11 protein-coding genes are annotated in these 16,889 nt (G+C 35.3%); 2 read left to right on the top strand and 9 right to left on the bottom strand.

What is annotated here, in order from left to right; translation table 11 throughout:
• The first annotated feature begins 490 nt into the window (after positions 1-490).
• Together LUA90_RS15765 and LUA90_RS15760 are read left to right on the top strand one after the other, a co-directional pair.
• Complete coding sequence (locus LUA90_RS15765) at positions 491-697, top strand: hypothetical protein (protein WP_231491612.1); 207 nt, start codon at positions 491-493, stop codon at positions 695-697.
• Positions 698-873: 176 nt separating this feature from the next.
• On the top strand, positions 874-1,854 hold the full coding sequence (locus LUA90_RS15760; RefSeq protein WP_231464864.1) for an acyl-ACP desaturase: 981 nt from the start codon (positions 874-876) through the stop codon (positions 1,852-1,854).
• 50 nt (positions 1,855-1,904) lie between these two features.
• Here LUA90_RS15760 and LUA90_RS15755 read toward each other — a convergent pair whose 3' ends face one another.
• From LUA90_RS15755 to LUA90_RS15715, 9 genes are all read right to left on the bottom strand, one after another.
• The gene (locus LUA90_RS15755; protein ID WP_231491611.1) at positions 1,905-5,276 is read right to left on the bottom strand and encodes a methylmalonyl-CoA mutase family protein; all 3,372 of its coding nucleotides are present in this window, start codon (positions 5,274-5,276) and stop codon (positions 1,905-1,907) included.
• 143 nt (positions 5,277-5,419) lie between these two features.
• Positions 5,420-7,078: an alkaline phosphatase PafA gene (gene pafA / locus LUA90_RS15750; RefSeq protein ID WP_231491610.1), complete on the bottom strand. Its 1,659-nt coding sequence runs from the start codon at positions 7,076-7,078 to the stop codon at positions 5,420-5,422.
• 69 nt (positions 7,079-7,147) lie between these two features.
• Positions 7,148-8,437: a folylpolyglutamate synthase/dihydrofolate synthase family protein gene (locus LUA90_RS15745; RefSeq protein ID WP_231491609.1), complete on the bottom strand. Its 1,290-nt coding sequence runs from the start codon at positions 8,435-8,437 to the stop codon at positions 7,148-7,150.
• 243 nt (positions 8,438-8,680) lie between these two features.
• Positions 8,681-9,496, bottom strand: a complete 816-nt coding sequence (locus tag LUA90_RS15740; protein WP_231491608.1) for an energy transducer TonB — start codon at positions 9,494-9,496, stop codon at positions 8,681-8,683.
• A complete protein-coding gene (locus LUA90_RS15735; RefSeq protein WP_231464873.1) occupies positions 9,496-9,897 on the bottom strand; it encodes a biopolymer transporter ExbD in 402 nt (133 codons plus the stop codon). The genes LUA90_RS15740 and LUA90_RS15735 overlap by 1 nt, the downstream gene beginning before the upstream one ends.
• The gene (locus LUA90_RS15730; RefSeq protein ID WP_231464875.1) at positions 9,897-10,601 is read right to left on the bottom strand and encodes a MotA/TolQ/ExbB proton channel family protein; all 705 of its coding nucleotides are present in this window, start codon (positions 10,599-10,601) and stop codon (positions 9,897-9,899) included. The genes LUA90_RS15735 and LUA90_RS15730 overlap by 1 nt, the downstream gene beginning before the upstream one ends.
• A 1-nt stretch (position 10,602) precedes the next feature.
• A complete protein-coding gene (locus LUA90_RS15725; protein WP_231464877.1) occupies positions 10,603-12,039 on the bottom strand; it encodes a hypothetical protein in 1,437 nt (478 codons plus the stop codon).
• A gap of 50 nt (positions 12,040-12,089) precedes the next feature.
• A complete protein-coding gene (locus LUA90_RS15720) occupies positions 12,090-13,787 on the bottom strand; it encodes a TonB-dependent receptor (protein ID WP_231491606.1) in 1,698 nt (565 codons plus the stop codon).
• A 4-nt stretch (positions 13,788-13,791) separates the two neighbouring features.
• Positions 13,792-16,818 carry a tetratricopeptide repeat protein gene (locus LUA90_RS15715; RefSeq protein WP_231491604.1) on the bottom strand — a complete coding sequence of 1,009 codons (3,027 nt, stop codon included), beginning with the start codon at positions 16,816-16,818 and terminating at the stop codon, positions 13,792-13,794.
• Between the last annotated feature and the right edge of the window lie 71 nt (positions 16,819-16,889).

Genomic DNA, 16,889 nt, shown 5'->3' with positions numbered 1-16,889 from the left:
AGTTAAGCCCACCAGAGCCAATGGTACTGCGGTAACACGTGGGAGAGTAGGTCGGTGCCAAATCTTAAAAGAAGAGCCTTGTAACAATTGTTGCAAGGCTTTCTTTGTTTATAAGCTTTTTTGCACAGCGATGGGACTTGTGAGTCTAAAGTTCAAAGTTCAAAGTTTAAAGTTGAAAGTTGAAAGTTCAAAGTCTAAAGTTCAAAGTTGAAAGTTCAAAGTCTAAAGTTCAAAGTAGTAACCCTATAACTAAAAGAGCCGGAATAGCGCCCGCAGATTAGCAGGAATTGCGTAGATAAATACAAATGGTTTTACCATCTAAGGCATCTAAGGGCATCTTAGTTTGATAGTGAAGAGCACTGATTGCCTATGTAAATGAGTGATGCTTTATATTCATTGCTGCAATAGGATTAGCAGGAATTGCGTAGATAAACCCAAACGATTTTACCATCTAAGACATCTAAGGCATCTGAGAACAGCTAAGGTTTTAATGTCGAAGAATTTGTTAATCTGCTATTGGTATTGGAACTGTTCATCGAAGCAGCAGACCAGGCCAGCTAAACCTGATGGCGTGGAAATCCTTTTTGAGTGCACAGGCTTTTTAAAAACTTCTGCTGCCAATCATCAAAAAGATTGGAACAACAGCAGGGCTGGATGGACCGATGAAAAACCAGCTTTCGTTTTCAAATCATTATAGCGTTATACACTTATTTGGATTTGCATTATGACGGCTAAAGTGCTAGAAAATTTTAATTCGATATATTAAATTTGGATTTAAGTAATATTTAAAACTCATTAGGCTCAATTGTGTTAATATTGTAAGGTTTCCATAATATTTGGTTATCTTTGCGGATACAATATATAAGATAAATAATGAGTTTTTTTGCAGATAAGAGAAGGGAAGTAATGACGCATATTGAAAAATATATGCTGGAATCTATGGGAAGTTATTTAAAGCCGATTGATACAAATTGGCAGCCATCTGATTTCTTACCTGATTCTACAAGCGAGACTTTTTATCAAGATGTAAGAAACTTACGTGAGAATGCTAAGGATCTTTCATACGATTTAGTTGCTGTTTTAATCGGCGATACTATTACCGAGGAAGCTTTACCTACTTATGAATCTTGGTTGGCAATGGTTGATGGACACAGTCGTGATGAAGAAGGTGGTTGGATGAAGTGGGTTAGACATTGGACTGCTGAGGAGAACAGACATGGTGATTTGTTAAATAAATACTTATATCTTTCTGGAAGGGTTGATATGCGCCAGATGGAAATTTCGACCCAATATCTTATTGCTGATGGTTTCGACATTGGAACGGGACATGACCCCTACAGAAATTTTATTTACACCAGTTTCCAGGAATTGGCAACAAATATTTCACATAGAAGAGTTGCATCTTTAGCGAAGAAAGATGGTGATACCTTACTATCAAAAATGTGTGGTGTAATTGCTTCTGATGAAGCTCGTCATGCTAAGGCGTATAAAGATTTTATGAATCGAATTTTTGAAGTTGACCCTAATGAGGCAATGATAGCTTTTGAAGATATGATGCGTAAGAAGATTGTAATGCCTGCACACTTTCTTCGTGAAGTAGGTTTGAAAATTGGTCAAACTTTTGGACATTTTACAGATGCAGCACAGAGATTAGGTGTTTATACTGCTGTTGATTATGTTGAAATTATGCAGCAATTAATTGTTGATTGGAATGTTGAAGGTATGCGTGATTTAGACGAGGCTGGTGAGAAAGCCCGCGATTACATTATGAATTTACCTGGAAGGCTTTTACGCGTTGCAGAGCGCATGAAAAATCCGACTATTGATTATAAGTTTAGCTGGATTGCTGGGTAAACACTTGAGATATAACAAAGGCCACGATTTAATCGTGGCCTTTTTTTGTTTTACATATTTCTTCTGTATTGTCCGCCTACTTCGTAGAGAGCGTTACTAATTTGTCCGAGTGAGCAAATTTTGCAAACTTCCATAAGGTGTTCAAATATATTTTCGCCGGCTATTGCTGCTTTCTGAAGTTGTTTAAGGATAGCATCTGAACTTTCTTCGTTTCTCTTTTGGAAAGATTTAAGGGTTTCAATCTGGTATTGTTTTTCCTCTTCTGTAGCTCGGATTACCTCACCAGGAACAATTGTTGGAGAGCCATTTTTATTCAGGAATGTATTAACACCAACAATGGGATATTCACCTGAATGTTTTAACGTTTCATAGTACAAGCTTTCTTCCTGAATTTTACCTCGCTGGTACATAGTTTCCATTGCGCCTAAAACGCCTCCACGATCGTTAATTCTTTTGAATTCGGCCAGAACTGCATCTTCAACTAAATCTGTTAATTCTTCTATGATAAAAGCTCCTTGCAGTGGATTTTCATTTTTGGCTAATCCTAACTCTCTATTAATAATGAGCTGGATGGCCATCGCTCTGCGTACAGATTCCTCAGTAGGCGTGGTAATGGCTTCATCGTAAGCATTTGTATGTAGGGAATTACAGTTATCATATATAGCGTATAATGCCTGCAAAGTTGTACGGATATCGTTAAAGTCTATTTCCTGGGCATGTAATGAGCGGCCAGAAGTTTGAATGTGATATTTCAACTTTTGAGAACGCTCGTTTCCTTTGTATTTATTTTTGATTGCTTTAGCCCAAATTCTCCTTGCTACACGACCGATAACTGCGTATTCAGGATCGATTCCATTTGAGAAAAAGAACGAAAGGTTAGGTGCAAAATCATCAATATGCATGCCTCTGCTTAAATAATACTCTACAAATGTAAATCCATTACTTAGGGTGAAGGCCAACTGAGAAATTGGATTCGCACCAGCTTCGGCAATATGGTAACCTGAAATTGAGACCGAATAGAAATTTCTTACCTTTTCATCGATAAAGTATTTCTGAATATCACCCATCATTCTCAGCGCAAATTCTGTTGAGAAAATGCAGGTATTTTGTGCCTGGTCTTCCTTCAAAATATCAGCTTGAACGGTGCCTCTTACTGAACTTATGGCATAAGCTCTGATTTTTGAGTAAACATCTGCAGGTAAAACCTGGTCGCCGGTAACGCCTAAAAGCATTAAACCTAAACCACTATTGCCTTCGGGAAGTTTACCATTATAAGTTGGTCTAACAATTTTTTTAGATTGATAAATAGAAGTGATTTTTTTATCAATTTCATCTTCTAAACCATTTTCGATAATGTACTTTTCACATTGCTGATCAATGGCTGCATTCATGAAAAAACCCAATAATATTGGAGCGGGACCATTTATCGTCATCGATACAGAAGTAGATGGAGCGCATAAATCGAAACCCGAATAAAGTTTTTTAGCATCATCTAGCGTGGCAATACTTACACCTGAATTTCCAATTTTACCATAAATATCCGGACGGATGTGCGGATCTTCACCATATAATGTAACTGAATCAAAGGCTGTTGACAGTCTATGCGCTGGTTGACCTAAGGAGACATAGTGAAATCTTTTGTTTGTTCGTTCTGGACCACCTTCACCCGCAAACATCCTGGTTGGGTCTTCTCCATCTCTTTTTAGAGGAAACACTCCGGCAGCATAAGGAAATTCTCCGGGAAGATTCTCTGTAAGTAACCATCTAAGTATATCTCCCCAATCTTCATATCGTGGTAGCGAAACTTTAGGAATATTCAGTTTCGATAGCGATTCGTAATAAAGCGGTTGCTTAATTTCTTTATCCCGTACTTTGTAGATAAAGAATTCTTCTTTATAGCTTCGTTTAGTTTCTGGCCATTGGCGAAGTAATCTTTTACATTCACCATCTAATTGCTCTTCAAAAAATGTGTAAGCTTCAGCTAAGCCAGTCCCAATTGCAAGGCTTTTATTTTCTTCAGCTAAATCTATAACACCTTTTAACTGATACATTTTCCTTGCAATTTTAGTTTGCTTATCAACCCATTCGTTGTAGGTTTGACTGGATTCTGCAATTTCTGCCAGATACCGAATTCTATCGGGTGGAATGATATAAATTTTTTCAGATTGTTCTGAAGTAAGCTCCATTTTCGCATGGAAATCGGTTCCTGTTTTAACTCTTATTTCCTCCATTAAGGCGACAAATAAATTGTTCATTCCAGGATCGTTAAATTGCGATGCCATTGTTCCAAATACAGGAATTTCCTCATCCTTTGCGTCGAAAATATTATGGTTGCGTTTATATTGTTTACGTACATCACGTAGTGCATCCAATGCTCCACGTTTATCGAACTTATTAATTGCAACCAAATCTGCAAAATCAAGCATATCGATTTTTTCCAATTGCGTGGCAGCACCAAATTCGGGAGTCATTACGTAAAGTGAAACATCACAATGTTCGGTTATTTCGGTATCTGATTGGCCGATGCCTGATGTTTCAACGATAATCAAATCGTAACCAGCGGCTTTGCAAATATCAATGCTTTCCTGAACATTTTTAGAGAGTGCCAAATTTGCCTGTCTCGTTGCCAATGAACGCATGTAAACCCTTGGATTATTTATCGCATTCATGCGAATTCTATCACCCAATAATGCCCCGCCAGTTTTCCTTTTTGAAGGATCTACCGAAATTATGGCTAAGGTTTTATCTTGTACCTCAATTAAAAATCTTCGTACTAATTCGTCAACTAAAGATGATTTACCTGCTCCACCGGTACCCGTGATTCCTAAAATTGGAGCGTTATTGTTGTTAGATAGTTTTTTAAGTTCATCAACAAAGTTCTGAGCGGCAACGGGGTCGTTTTCAGCTACAGTAATTGCACCAGCAATTGCTTTGATATCTTTATTCTGAATATCAGCCAGTTCATCTTTAATTTCTGTTTTAGTTACAAAATCGGTTTTTTGCAACATATCATTAATCATTCCCTGTAAACCCATTCTTCTGCCATCATCAGGAGAATAAATTTTAGAAATACCGTAAGCCTCCAGTTCTTCTATTTCTGAAGGAAGGATTACGCCACCGCCACCTGCAAATATTTTGATATGCCCTGAACCGCGTTCCTGAAGTAAATCGAACATGTATTTAAAGTACTCAATATGACCGCCTTGATAAGAAGTCATGGCGATTCCCTGAACATCTTCCTGGATGGCACAGTTTACCACCTCATCTACAGAACGATTATGTCCTAAATGAATAACTTCTGCACCTGACGATTGTAGAATTCTACGCATGATGTTTATGGTTGCATCATGACCATCAAAAAGTGAGGCGGCTGTTACGAATCGGATTTTATTTTTAGGCTTATATATTTCTACTTGTTGCATATTGCAGTGTTTAGAGAAGAACTCAATCTCTCAAATTATATCTGGTGTATGCAAATGTAAGAATTACTTATTACGTGGTTATTTTATTAATAGAATTGATACTCATTATAAATAAAAAAGCCACCTAGTATGGTGGCTCAATTTTATTTGTTTGTGATTTCTGTTATTGGTTCTCCAACCGTACCATTTGGCATTTGAATGTGCAATAGCGCTGCCAGTGTTGGCGCAATATCTGTCATATAATGAGTTTTATTGGTTGCGCCGGGCTTAATACCCCAACCCATAAATACTAATGGAATATGTGCATCATAAGGATTCCAGTTACCGTGAGTAGTACCGGTACTGCTTCCGTTAAACCAATTAGGATTTAAAATGTAATATAAATCTCCGCTTCGGCGGGCATTATAGCCGTTGGTAATCATTCTTTTCTGTACTTCTGGGATTGTGGCCAAAGAAACTCTAGATACATCAACTACGTTTGCAAAGCCATCTAATCTTTTCAAAAATTCTATAGAAGCTGCCTTAATTACATCAAAACTGATGTTTAAATTGTCTGTTTTATCGTGGTCAAAATGAATTTGGTTGTTCATTGATTTTAGAACCACATTATTTACTTTAAATTTTTCGTTTAAGAATGCATTTAATTTGAACACAATATCTCTATCACTTACAATGCCCGCCGGAAGTTTATTTTCTTTCATAAAACCTGGTACGTGAGCAACAGCATGGTCTGCACTTAAAAATATAGTATAGTTTCCTTTACCTACTTTTTTATCTAAGTAGTTGAAAAAATCCTCAAAATCTTTGTCTAAACGTAAATAGGTATCTTCAAGTTCTACCGAATTTGGTCCGTAAGCATGGCCAATGTAATCTGTTGATGAACAACTAACTGCCAGGAAATCTGTAACATTGTCTTGTCCTAAATCTTCTGATAAAATTGCAAGCTTAGCTAAATCCAAGGTAATGGTGTTACCGTATGGTGTACTTCTTATCGCATCGAAATTTTTATCAATATTTTGAGTTAAAAGGTGAGGGAAGGTACTGTTTTTACCTTCGTAATTTTTTTCATCAGCTGTGCTGCTTGTATAGGTGTTGATTGGATATAATGTTTCCCAATTTTTAGCATAGAATTTATTTGCAAGCTTCATTTTATTGTAATCAGCAATCCACATCGGAACTTCTTTCATATAATAACTACTCGTAATCCAGTTGCCTGTGCTGCCTTGGTACCAATAAGCTGCGTTAGCTGCATGACCAGCCGGCAGAATAGAACCTCTGTCTTTTAATGAGATACCAATAACCTTTCCTTTGAAATTTGTTGCTAAGCGTAATTCATCAGTAATGGTTGTGGTAAGCATGTTTTTTGGCGACATATTACCTTCTGAAGATGGCGTGCTCCCAACGGTTACAACGGTAGAATCTTCAGTACAATAAACATTTTTCTTCGTTTCAGCATCGTACCAATCGTTGCCAATAATACCATGAACCGCCGGAACTGAACCCGTGTAAATTGTTGTATGGCCAACCGCTGTATAAGTTGGTGTATACGGGATTAATGTGTTTTCTACAGAAAAACCTTCATTTATTAATCTTTTAAAACCACCGTTTGAGTACCTGTTGTAAAATCGGTAAAGATAATCCCAACGCATCTGATCAACCACTAAACCAACAACTAATTTTGGTCTTGCAACTTCAGCTGGATAGGCTTTGGCTGCACTGGCTGGCGTTTTTTTTGTTTGGGCGGATGCAAAAGTTTGAGAGAGTAACGATAGGGAAAGAAATAAGCACGAAATTTTCTTCATTATATATTAGTTTAAAGGCTAAAAGTAAGTATTTTAATATGAAGCGCTTTTGAAGTTTTTGTAAAGTTTTTATATCGCTTCGGCAACTACAAACGTGCTACCGCCTATAAATACCAAATCATTCTCTTTTGCTGCTGAAATGGCTGCATTTTTAGCCTCGATAACTGAATTGTAGCCATTTCCAATCAAATTAAAAGTATGAGCTTGCTGTTTAAGTTCTACTGAATCTAAGCCTCTTTCTATATCAGGTTTGCAAAAATAATAGGTGGCATTACATGGCATAAGCGATAAAACCTTTGTTATGTCTTTATCTTTAACCATGCCGAAAACAATATGCAGTTTTTGGTATGGCGTATTATCGATATTTTTGATAACTTCAGTTATGCCGGCTTCGTTGTGGCCAGTATCGCAAATTACTAAAGGATTTTTGCTTAAAGTTTGCCACCTTCCTTGCAATTGGGTGTATTTTTTAACATTTTTCAGTCCATTGTAAAGCGCTTTATCATCTATATTGAAGTTAGTATTTTCATTTAAAACTTCGATAGTTTTAATAACAGCCAAAATATTTTTGGGTTGATAAAGACCAGTCAAATCGCATTGTAAATTTTTGTATTTGATTTTGTTTTGGTTTAAAATATTTAAAGAAAGCTTGTTGTTTTTAATTTCAATATTTTCTGTTTGAAGGGTTTGGTCAGCAAAATGTATTGGAGCATTTTCAACTTTCGCTTTGCGGATAAAAACAGGTTTAGATTCTAACTGAGATTCACCAATAACTACAGGAGTACTTTTTTTAATAATACCTGCCTTTTCGCCAGCTATTTCAGTTAGCGTGTTACCAAGCATATTGGTATGGTCGAGGCTGATGTTTGTAATTACAGAAATTTCTGGTGTGATAATGTTTGTAGAATCTAATCGCCCGCCTAAACCAACTTCTATAACTGCAATATCTACTTCATGTTTAGCAAAATATTCAAAAGCCATTGCTACTGTAACTTCAAAAAATGAGGGTTCAACTTCCTCTATTAACTTTTTATTACGTTGAACAAAATTTTTTACATCTGCTTTGCCCATCATTTTTCCATTGATGCGAATGCGTTCACGAAAATCTTTTAGGTGAGGAGAGGTATAAAGTCCGGTTTTGTAACCTTGCGCTTGTAAAATTGAAGCTAACATGTGTGATGTTGAGCCTTTGCCATTTGTACCTGCAATGTGCAGGCTTTTAAACTTACGTTGAGGATTGCCAATAGCTTCACACAATACCAGCGTGTTTGTTAAATCTTTTTTAAATGCTGATGCACCAACTCTGGTAAACATCGGGAGTTTGCTGTATAAAAAATCAAGCGTTTGCTGGTAGTTCATAATTAACATCAAATATAGGCTGACTAATTTTATTATGAAAAGATTATATATGAAAAATGGTCTGTGAGACACAGACCATGGATTTAATATTATAATTTATAAATGTTATTAGAGATACATGTAATTGTTTAAAGATTATATATGAAAAATGGTCTGTGAGACACAGACCATGGAATTAAATATTATAATTTAAAAATGCTCTGGGATAACAGACCATCAGCTAATTTAGTTTAAATTGATATTTTAATTTACTTTGAAGTTAAATACAACTACACCAGTTTGACTTTCATTTCCGATATCAGATTTGCTTAAACTAGAACTCATAATTGCCTGTATACATTTATTAACTAATTCGGTATCAGTAATTGTAGAGCCTTTTAATTCTTGCCTTGCACTGGTAATGTTACCAGATTTATTGAAACTAATTCTTATAACGATTTTTCCTCTGGTTTGACCATCGTCTTTCGGTGTAACCAAATTGGAAAAACGCCTTAATGGAATCGGGGTATTTCCATAACCTGAGCCTCCTTCGCCATAATTATTTGCTAATGGATCTCCATTAACAGAACCTTGATTACCAGGTGTGCTACCTGTACCATCGCCGCCGCCCTGGCCAGTGCTTTTCTTGCCTTTATACAATGCATTCTGGTTTATTGTTGGTTTACTAGGCTTTTCTTCTGTTGCAGTTGTCGGTGTTTTGGCAGCTGTTTTAGTAGGCTTAGTATTTACACTAATGGCATCTTCGGTGTTTTGCGTCTGAATTTCCTTATCGCCGGTTTCAACAGCTGTATTCTCTGTTACTTTTTCTTCGGGCATAACCTTATCCGGTGCTTTGTTATTAGCGTTCGGGTCTGCAGAAGGCTCTTCGATACTCGTGTAATCATCGCCCATGCCTTCGGCTGCAGTACCATAATTTACAACCATGCCACCCATCCCAAACTCTTCAGGCGGTTCAAAAGAATTTATCACAATTAAAAAGCTAATTGCAAGCAAAACAGCCATAATTCCTGTAGAAATGGCAATGGCTTTTGGATAATTATTTTCTTCTGTGGTATTCATTATTTTTTAGGCTCTACCGCTAATACAAGCTTTAATCGCAATTTATTGGCTACATCATAAGCAACCATTATATTTTCTGCCGGAACGTTTTTAGCTACATATAAAATGATAGTCATATCTGGTGCAGCCTTTTGGTAAGCCTCGATAGATGCTTGCAAACCTTCAGCAGGCACAGCTTTTTTATCAACGAAATAATTAAACTTTTCGTCTATGCTTACCGTTACAGCTTTCTTAGCTGTAGATTGTTGTCCGCTAGAAGATTGTGGAAGTAATAATTTAACAACCTGCGGATTTACTACAGCCGATGCCAGTAGAAAAAACAGCATCAGGAAAAACATAATATCGTTTAATGCCGATGTATGAACTTCTACCGAGCCTCTTGTTCTTTTTCTTAAATTCATTATTTACCTGGTTCTTCTAATAAATCAATAAAATCGATGGCATCAGTTTCCATTTTAAGGATAATTTTTTCAACCATAATATTTAAGATGTGGTATAATACATAAGCGATAATACCAATAATTAATCCGGTAGCCGAAGTAATCATCTTTGTATATAAACCACCAGAAATTGTTCCAATTTCAATTGCTCCCTTAATAGATACCTGGTGAAAAATTGTAATTACCCCAACAATTGTACCTACGAAACCAAGCATTGGTGCAATACCTGCAACAATACCTAAAATGCTGATGTTTTTTTCAAGTTTAGAAACCTCAAGTTTTCCAACATTTTCAATAGCACCTTCAATATCTTTTATCGGGCGACCAATTCTCCTTAATCCTTTTTGTAACATACGAGATAGGGGAGAATTGTTATTTCTTAACAAAGCCATCGCACCATCTAAATTACCAGATTGAATGTATTGTCTGATTTGAACCATTAAATTTGATTCATCTTTAGTTGCTTTTTTAATAGTTAAATAACGCTCAACAAATATAACCAAAGCCAAAAAAGCTAAAAATGCCAATGGAATCATTACCCATCCGCCTTTAAACAATAAATCAATAAAGTGTAGCTCTTCAGCGGGTTGTGTTAAAGCCTGGTTAACCGCGTTTGCTGTGTCTTGTAATGCTTGTGTGGTATCCTGAATTAATAAAGTTATCATTTTATGGTGTGTTGTTTACTTGAATTATGTCTAGTTCTTTAATTTTTATTTTTTTCGCAAGTAAAGGTCTTTGAGTACGTGCTTCTGCTTCAGTTTTAAATGATGCAATGCTCACCTTTTTTAACTTCCCGGGTAAATTGGCAATTTTAGCATTTAAGCCATATCGCTCCATTTGTTTTATAAAAAGCTTCGCCTTACTTTCTGATTGGAAAGAAGCCGCAATTACATCAAATGTTGCACTTGCCGAATTATTAACAACAGTTGTTATTTCCTTTTTTACTGCCGATGGAGGTTTAATTCCAATAGTCTGCGTTTTTTTTGCAGAATCAATTAAATTTTCAACCTGATTTGCTTTTAAAATACTGTCAGTTTTTGCTACAGAATCTTGTTTTAATTGGCTACTGTCTACAGCAATAATTTTTTCAGTTGTATCGGGTTTAACTGCAGTTGAATCTGCAATTGCACCTTTTTGTGAACCAAACCATTCTGGCTTAGCAAAGTAAATAATCCCTACTGCAATTACTAAAACAATTAATCCAATCCATATACTTGGCCATATAGATTTTTCTTCTTCAGCAATAACATTTTCAATCATTGGGTCGTGGCCAAAGCGATTCGGATGCTCTGCATGCTGTTCTTTAATAAATTCAGGCGCTTCGATTATATGTTCTTCATCAGCTATCGTTTCTGGTTCTTCTAAATTTATAAAGGTTTTAGGCACTTCAGATTCTGGCTGATGTCCAAAACGATTAGGATGCTCTTCGTGTTGCTCTTTTATAAATTCAGGAACTTCAACTTCTTCAATGCTTTTACTATGTGATAAAGTATTTTTTAAATCGTCCTTAACTTCATCAAGCTCAATATTTTCAATTTCTGGTGATGGATGTACAGTTTTTATTTCCTCTTTATGATGCGTTGGCGCTTCTGCGATTTCATCATATACCTTATCATCCTCATTTATATCTTCAACTTCAGTTTCTAAATTTTCAATAGAAACTTGATCATTCTTTAAAATATTATCTTCAGATGGTTGAGTTTCTTTAACTTTTGGCAATCCAAAATATTCAGAACCCAATACCACATTTTCTGAAGGTTCAAAACTTAAACCTTCATGTTCCGTAAAATATAATCTTCCAATATTTTCAAGTTCAGCTTCATGTTCTTCCTCTAATTTCGTATTCGTTTCTTCTACAAATTTTGAAACGTAATATGCCGCACTATCCTTTGATATATTTCTTTTCTCTGCAATATAATTAACAAGTAGCGCTTCATCTTTTACTTCTTTATTAAACTCTAAAGTGTATCCCGGAGGAAGAAAAGATTGTTTTTCCTTATCGTATCTGCCAGCAAATTTCTTTTTATAGAAAGTACCTAAACCGGTTATGCCGATTGAGTTTTGTTGCCTGAGGAGTTCTGAAAGGTATAATAAGATGTCCATTCGGGTAAAATTAGCGTTTTATTCTAAATCAGCATAATATAATTAATGCATTAGAAAGAATAGCTTAAGCCTCCAAAAATATTAAAACCGTTTACCTGATAATATAAATATCTGCTGTAGTTAGTATTTAGCAAGTTGTTAGCTTTTGCAAAAACTGCAAATTTTTTGTTAATGCGGTAATCTGCACCAATGCCTAAATCTACAAAACCCTTAACTGTAACAATAGATTCGATAGATGGGTTTGGCATTAAATATGCTGCCGGAGCAACCGGTTGTTGAATATTTATTTTTGCTTTTACATCATCCTGAATTACAACACCTGCATTAAAACTTAATTTTTTATTGTAATTATAAACTAAGTTTGAGCTTACTTTTAAACCTGGTTTAAACCAACTGTAAGTTTCTTGGGCAGGTTTGTAATCATCAACATTTAATTTACCTGTCCACTTTAGTGCATCACTCACTTGAACAGAAATTTCACCTTCTAAGCCGGTAATTTTGGCCGTTCCGAAATCATAAATCACATCAAATTTATTAAACTCACCAAAGTTATTAACGAACAAAGGCATATCTTCTAATTGTTTAATGTAGAAACGGGCTTTATAACCAAATCCAGGTCCGCCTGTGCCTTTTACACCCGCACTTAGGCTTAATTTTTCTACTGTATTTTTAATATTCACATTCGTATTTAACCATGGATTTTCATCAGAAAAACTTTTTAGCGAATTGCGGTTTACATCGCCTTTAACTTCTCCAAAAACCTGTAAATAATCTGGAATTAAAGTAAAATCTGCTGTTACCGCCGGGAAAATTCTTGAGCGGCTATTTGTACCAAATTCCTGCACTAAATTAACACCGGCAGTTACTTTTGCACCTTTAACTTGCAAACGGATGTAAGGATTTAAGCGGAATATGTTATTACCGATATTTGTAGAAATATCTTTTGTGTTGCCAAACTCTGTTGCAGCGGCTAAACCTAAATTTAAAGAACTAATTCTTTTATTCAGATATCCGTTTAAAGTAATATAACTTTCCTGAGCCTCTAATCTATCATTTAACAAATATGCATTAGCTTTTAAAGTGTAGCTGAAATCTGTTTCAGATTCTTTATAGTTCTTCACCAGTTCGCCTTCAGCTTCAATAAGCGTAAAAGCTTGTTTTTCGGGGTTTGGATTTAAAAATGGGCGAGTATCATCTATACCATAAAAATATACGCCATTGCGTTCTAAATTTACTCGTCCGCTAACGGTATTTTCTTCTAAAATACTTCTGCCGAAAAGGCTTAATTGTTGCGAGCTGCTATTTTGCTTATTTAATTTTCCTTCCTGACTAAAATGCTTAAAATATCCACCAAGTTGAAGGGCTTCATCTCTGCCATTGTTAATGTACACTTCACCTAATAAAGTAGAAAGCGAACCAAAACCGCCTTTAACGTAATTATTTATTAATTCGGTTTGTTTTTCATCAACTAAAGCTTGTGCCTGAAGCTTTTGTATGTCACTATTGATTTCTAATTTTCTATCGGTAACACTGTAATTTAATCTGGCTTTATATGTTTTTACATCATCCAAATTTGGGCTACGTCTTAATTTTACGGCTTCAGCCAAAATCGGCTTGTACGGGCGAACAACTTCAATTTCTTCGCTAACCGTTGCTTTCTCTTCTTGCTTTTTTTCCTGGGCCTGAACTGTCATTAATCCCGCAGAAAGAAAAAATAGTGAGCTGTATATATATTTAATCGACTTCATAATTTTATTTCTTCGGAGTTATTTTTTCTAATTTTTGCTTTGCTGTTGGAATGATATCATCGTTTTTATTATCGTAATTATCGATGATACTCAATAGCGTACTTTTTGCCTGTAAATTATCTTTTAATGCAACGTAATTATCTGATAAAAGAATGAAAGCTTTGGCAACCCAATAGTCATAAGAAGCCATATTGTTTATCAAATCGAAACATGTTTTGCTCGAAGTTTTATAATCACCTTTTGTATATTCTAAAAATGCAAGGTTGTATTTTGCTTCTGCTGCCGCGATGGTTTTGGTACTTGCCACAACATTTTTAAATTCTTTAACGGCTGTAGTGGTATCGCCTTTTAATAAATAAGCTTTACCAGCAAATAAACCTGAGCTATTTTTTTCTTCTTCAGATGCTTTTTCAGATTCTTTGGTTAACTGCGCATATTTAAGCATATCATCAGGCGCATTTAAAGCGGTGTAAGCTTTTAATAAATTGTTAATTGCGTAAGAATAATGCGCTTTATAATCTGTTGTAGTTTCTAATCTTTTTAAGTAAACGATTGCCTCATTGTATTTTTTCTGATCCAGATACAACTTAGAAATACTTAATAACGATCTCTCTGTATAGTCGCTTGTCCAGTCATTTAAAATAAATTCATAATCCTTAATAGCATCTTCAGGTCTGCCCATTTTTACTAAAGATTCTGCTCTGATAAATTTCCCTTCCTTATCATGGATTGGTTTCGGGAATTTATCGAAATAGGCATTAATTGCTTGAAAAGCACCATTAGCATCGCCTTTTAAATACAAGTTATTTGCTGCCGCGAAAACAATATTATCTTGTTCGCTATTTGAGTAATTTCCTAATGGAGTTGTGCCTGCATAAGAAATAAATCCATTTGCATCGCCTTTATCTACATAAATATTTTTGATAGATTCCATTGCTTGCTTAGCTTCATCAGCACTTGGATAATCGCGAATTACTTTTTTGAAAGATTCTAAAGCCGCATCATCCTGATCTTGATTATATTGAACCAAACCAATGGTTACCAATGCTTTTGGCACATAGCTGCTGCGTGGATATTTTGCAACCAATTCTACCAAATCCGATTTAGATTTATCAAAATCGCCTTTATTAAAATATGTGTAAGCGGTTTCGAAGCCAGCATCATCTGCATAATTAGAATTAGGAAATTGCTTTAATAAAGCCTGCATGGTTGCAATTTTGGTATCGTACTGATTTTCCAAACCTTGAATCATACCTTTTTGAAAAAGTGCATAATCTTCTGCACTGGTTTTTCTGCTGATGATTTTATTGTAGTTGTTCATTGCATCGCCATAGCTTTTATTCACGAAATATGAATCGGCTAAACGAATCGTTGCATCATCAATTGTTTTTTGGTCTTTATCGTTACCAGCTAAAAAACGTTCAAAATAAGTGGCAGATTTGCTGTATTTTTCATCTTCAAATGCAGCATAAGCTAATGCATAGTTTGCAAAATTGTAAACGCCTGTTTTGTCAGCATCAGGCATTTTCAAAAACTTCTCGAAAGTAGAAACTGCCTCGCCAAATTTACGTAGTTCATACATCGATTCAGCTTTCCAGTATGTGTTTAGAGCGTTAATCTCATTATCCTCTGGGAATTTTTCTGAGCGCAAAAACATTGATAATGCATTAGGGAAAGCTCTTTCGTTATAAAATTCTAATCCACGGAAGTATGTTACTTTTTGATAAGCTTCTTTTGCTTCTAAATTTTTATCAGGAATAGGCTCTAAAATATCAACTGCGGCCTGGTAGTTTTTTGTTGTTAATAAAACCTCACCTAATAATGTTTTGGCTTCATTAATTTTTCTTGATTTTGGAAATTGCTTTAAAAAGCCTTGTGTAGCCTCCAGAGCTTGTTGATGAAAGTTTAATTCGTAGCTAAGCTTTGCGTAATTTAACCATGATTCTTCCTGAATAATTTTGTCAAAATCTAAACGCGAAGCTCTAAAAAATGCACTTTGCGCTTTTTCTTTGTTATTTAATTGAATAAAAGCCTTGCCCAAAGTATGCATACCATTTTGTAGGTAAACATCATCGCTGTTTAATTTCTCTAAAACTGCAACAGATTCTTTGTACTTCTTATTCTGGAATAATGAATAGCCGTATTGGTAGATGAAAAGGTTATTTTTAGTTTCATTTTTATCTTTTGAATAAAAATCAGCAAAATATTTCTCTGCATTTTTAAACTCAGATTTTGCAAAGTACGATGCCGCAACCAAACTTAACATTTCAGGTTCAAACTGTTGTTTAGTTTTTTGCATAGCAGGTATTGCATAGCTAATTACATCATCATAGCGTTCATCCAAGTAATACATAGATGTTATGTAATACGGGTAACTCGCCTCATAAGTTGGAGAACCTTTAAGTTTCTCGAAATTGGCAAGCGCCGTTTTGTATTCTTTGTTCAGGTAGTTTATGTAAGCAAAGTAATAGGTTGCGCTTTCCTGAAATTCACCTTCTTCTTTTTTTACTTTTTCGAAAAGTGGCTCTGCCTTTTCGTAATCTTTTAGTTGAAAATAAGCATAACCTTGCTTAAACTGATATTCGTTTCTTTGCTTGGCCGAAAGGGTAGAAGGATCGGTCTTTTCAAACCACTCTAATGCTTTTTCGTAATTTTTTTGGTTGAAATAAGTTTTTCCAACATAGAAATAAGCGAGTTTGGTGTTTGGATTTAGCGGGTAATCACGAATAAAAGATTGAAATAAACTCTCTGCATCACTATTGGTTAGTTCTAATGCACAAACAGCTGCATAAAATTTAGCATTTTCTTTAAGCAAGGTTAATTCAGCATTACTTTCAGATTGAGATGAAGGCTTTACACGTACTTGCTCTACCAGCTTAAATTGCTGCGATGCGGCGGTGTATTTCTCATTATATAATAGTTCTAAACCTGTTTGATAGTTTTTGTTGAGGTTTTGCACAGCGCTTACCTGCGCATAACTGCTAAAACTTCCTGCCATTAAAAGCGGAATCAGTAGGTATTTTTTTTTCATTAGTGTATATCTTTTCTCAATGGTAATGAACTTTACAAATCTATTAACAGCATATAACTGCAGTATTGTAA

Source organism: Pedobacter sp. Leaf170, from assembly GCF_920984665.1.
Lineage (GTDB): Bacteria > Bacteroidota > Bacteroidia > Sphingobacteriales > Sphingobacteriaceae > Pedobacter.
This window is presented reverse-complemented; position numbering and strand designations above follow the sequence as displayed.

Excerpts from the sequence above, each read along its gene's own strand:
- LUA90_RS15765 (WP_231491612.1), top strand. The coding sequence starts at position 491 with ATGTCGAAGAATTTGTTAATCTGCTATTGGTATTGGAACTGTTCATCG.
- LUA90_RS15760 (WP_231464864.1), top strand. The coding sequence starts at position 874 with ATGAGTTTTTTTGCAGATAAGAGAAGGGAAGTAATGACGCATATTGAA.
- LUA90_RS15755 (WP_231491611.1), bottom strand. The coding sequence starts at position 5,276 with ATGCAACAAGTAGAAATATATAAGCCTAAAAATAAAATCCGATTCGTA.
- pafA (WP_231491610.1), bottom strand. The coding sequence starts at position 7,078 with ATGAAGAAAATTTCGTGCTTATTTCTTTCCCTATCGTTACTCTCTCAA.
- LUA90_RS15745 (WP_231491609.1), bottom strand. The coding sequence starts at position 8,437 with ATGAACTACCAGCAAACGCTTGATTTTTTATACAGCAAACTCCCGATG.
- LUA90_RS15740 (WP_231491608.1), bottom strand. The coding sequence starts at position 9,496 with ATGAATACCACAGAAGAAAATAATTATCCAAAAGCCATTGCCATTTCT.
- LUA90_RS15735 (WP_231464873.1), bottom strand. The coding sequence starts at position 9,897 with ATGAATTTAAGAAAAAGAACAAGAGGCTCGGTAGAAGTTCATACATCG.
- LUA90_RS15730 (WP_231464875.1), bottom strand. The coding sequence starts at position 10,601 with ATGATAACTTTATTAATTCAGGATACCACACAAGCATTACAAGACACA.
- LUA90_RS15725 (WP_231464877.1), bottom strand. The coding sequence starts at position 12,039 with ATGGACATCTTATTATACCTTTCAGAACTCCTCAGGCAACAAAACTCA.
- LUA90_RS15720 (WP_231491606.1), bottom strand. The coding sequence starts at position 13,787 with ATGAAGTCGATTAAATATATATACAGCTCACTATTTTTTCTTTCTGCG.
- LUA90_RS15715 (WP_231491604.1), bottom strand. The coding sequence starts at position 16,818 with ATGAAAAAAAAATACCTACTGATTCCGCTTTTAATGGCAGGAAGTTTT.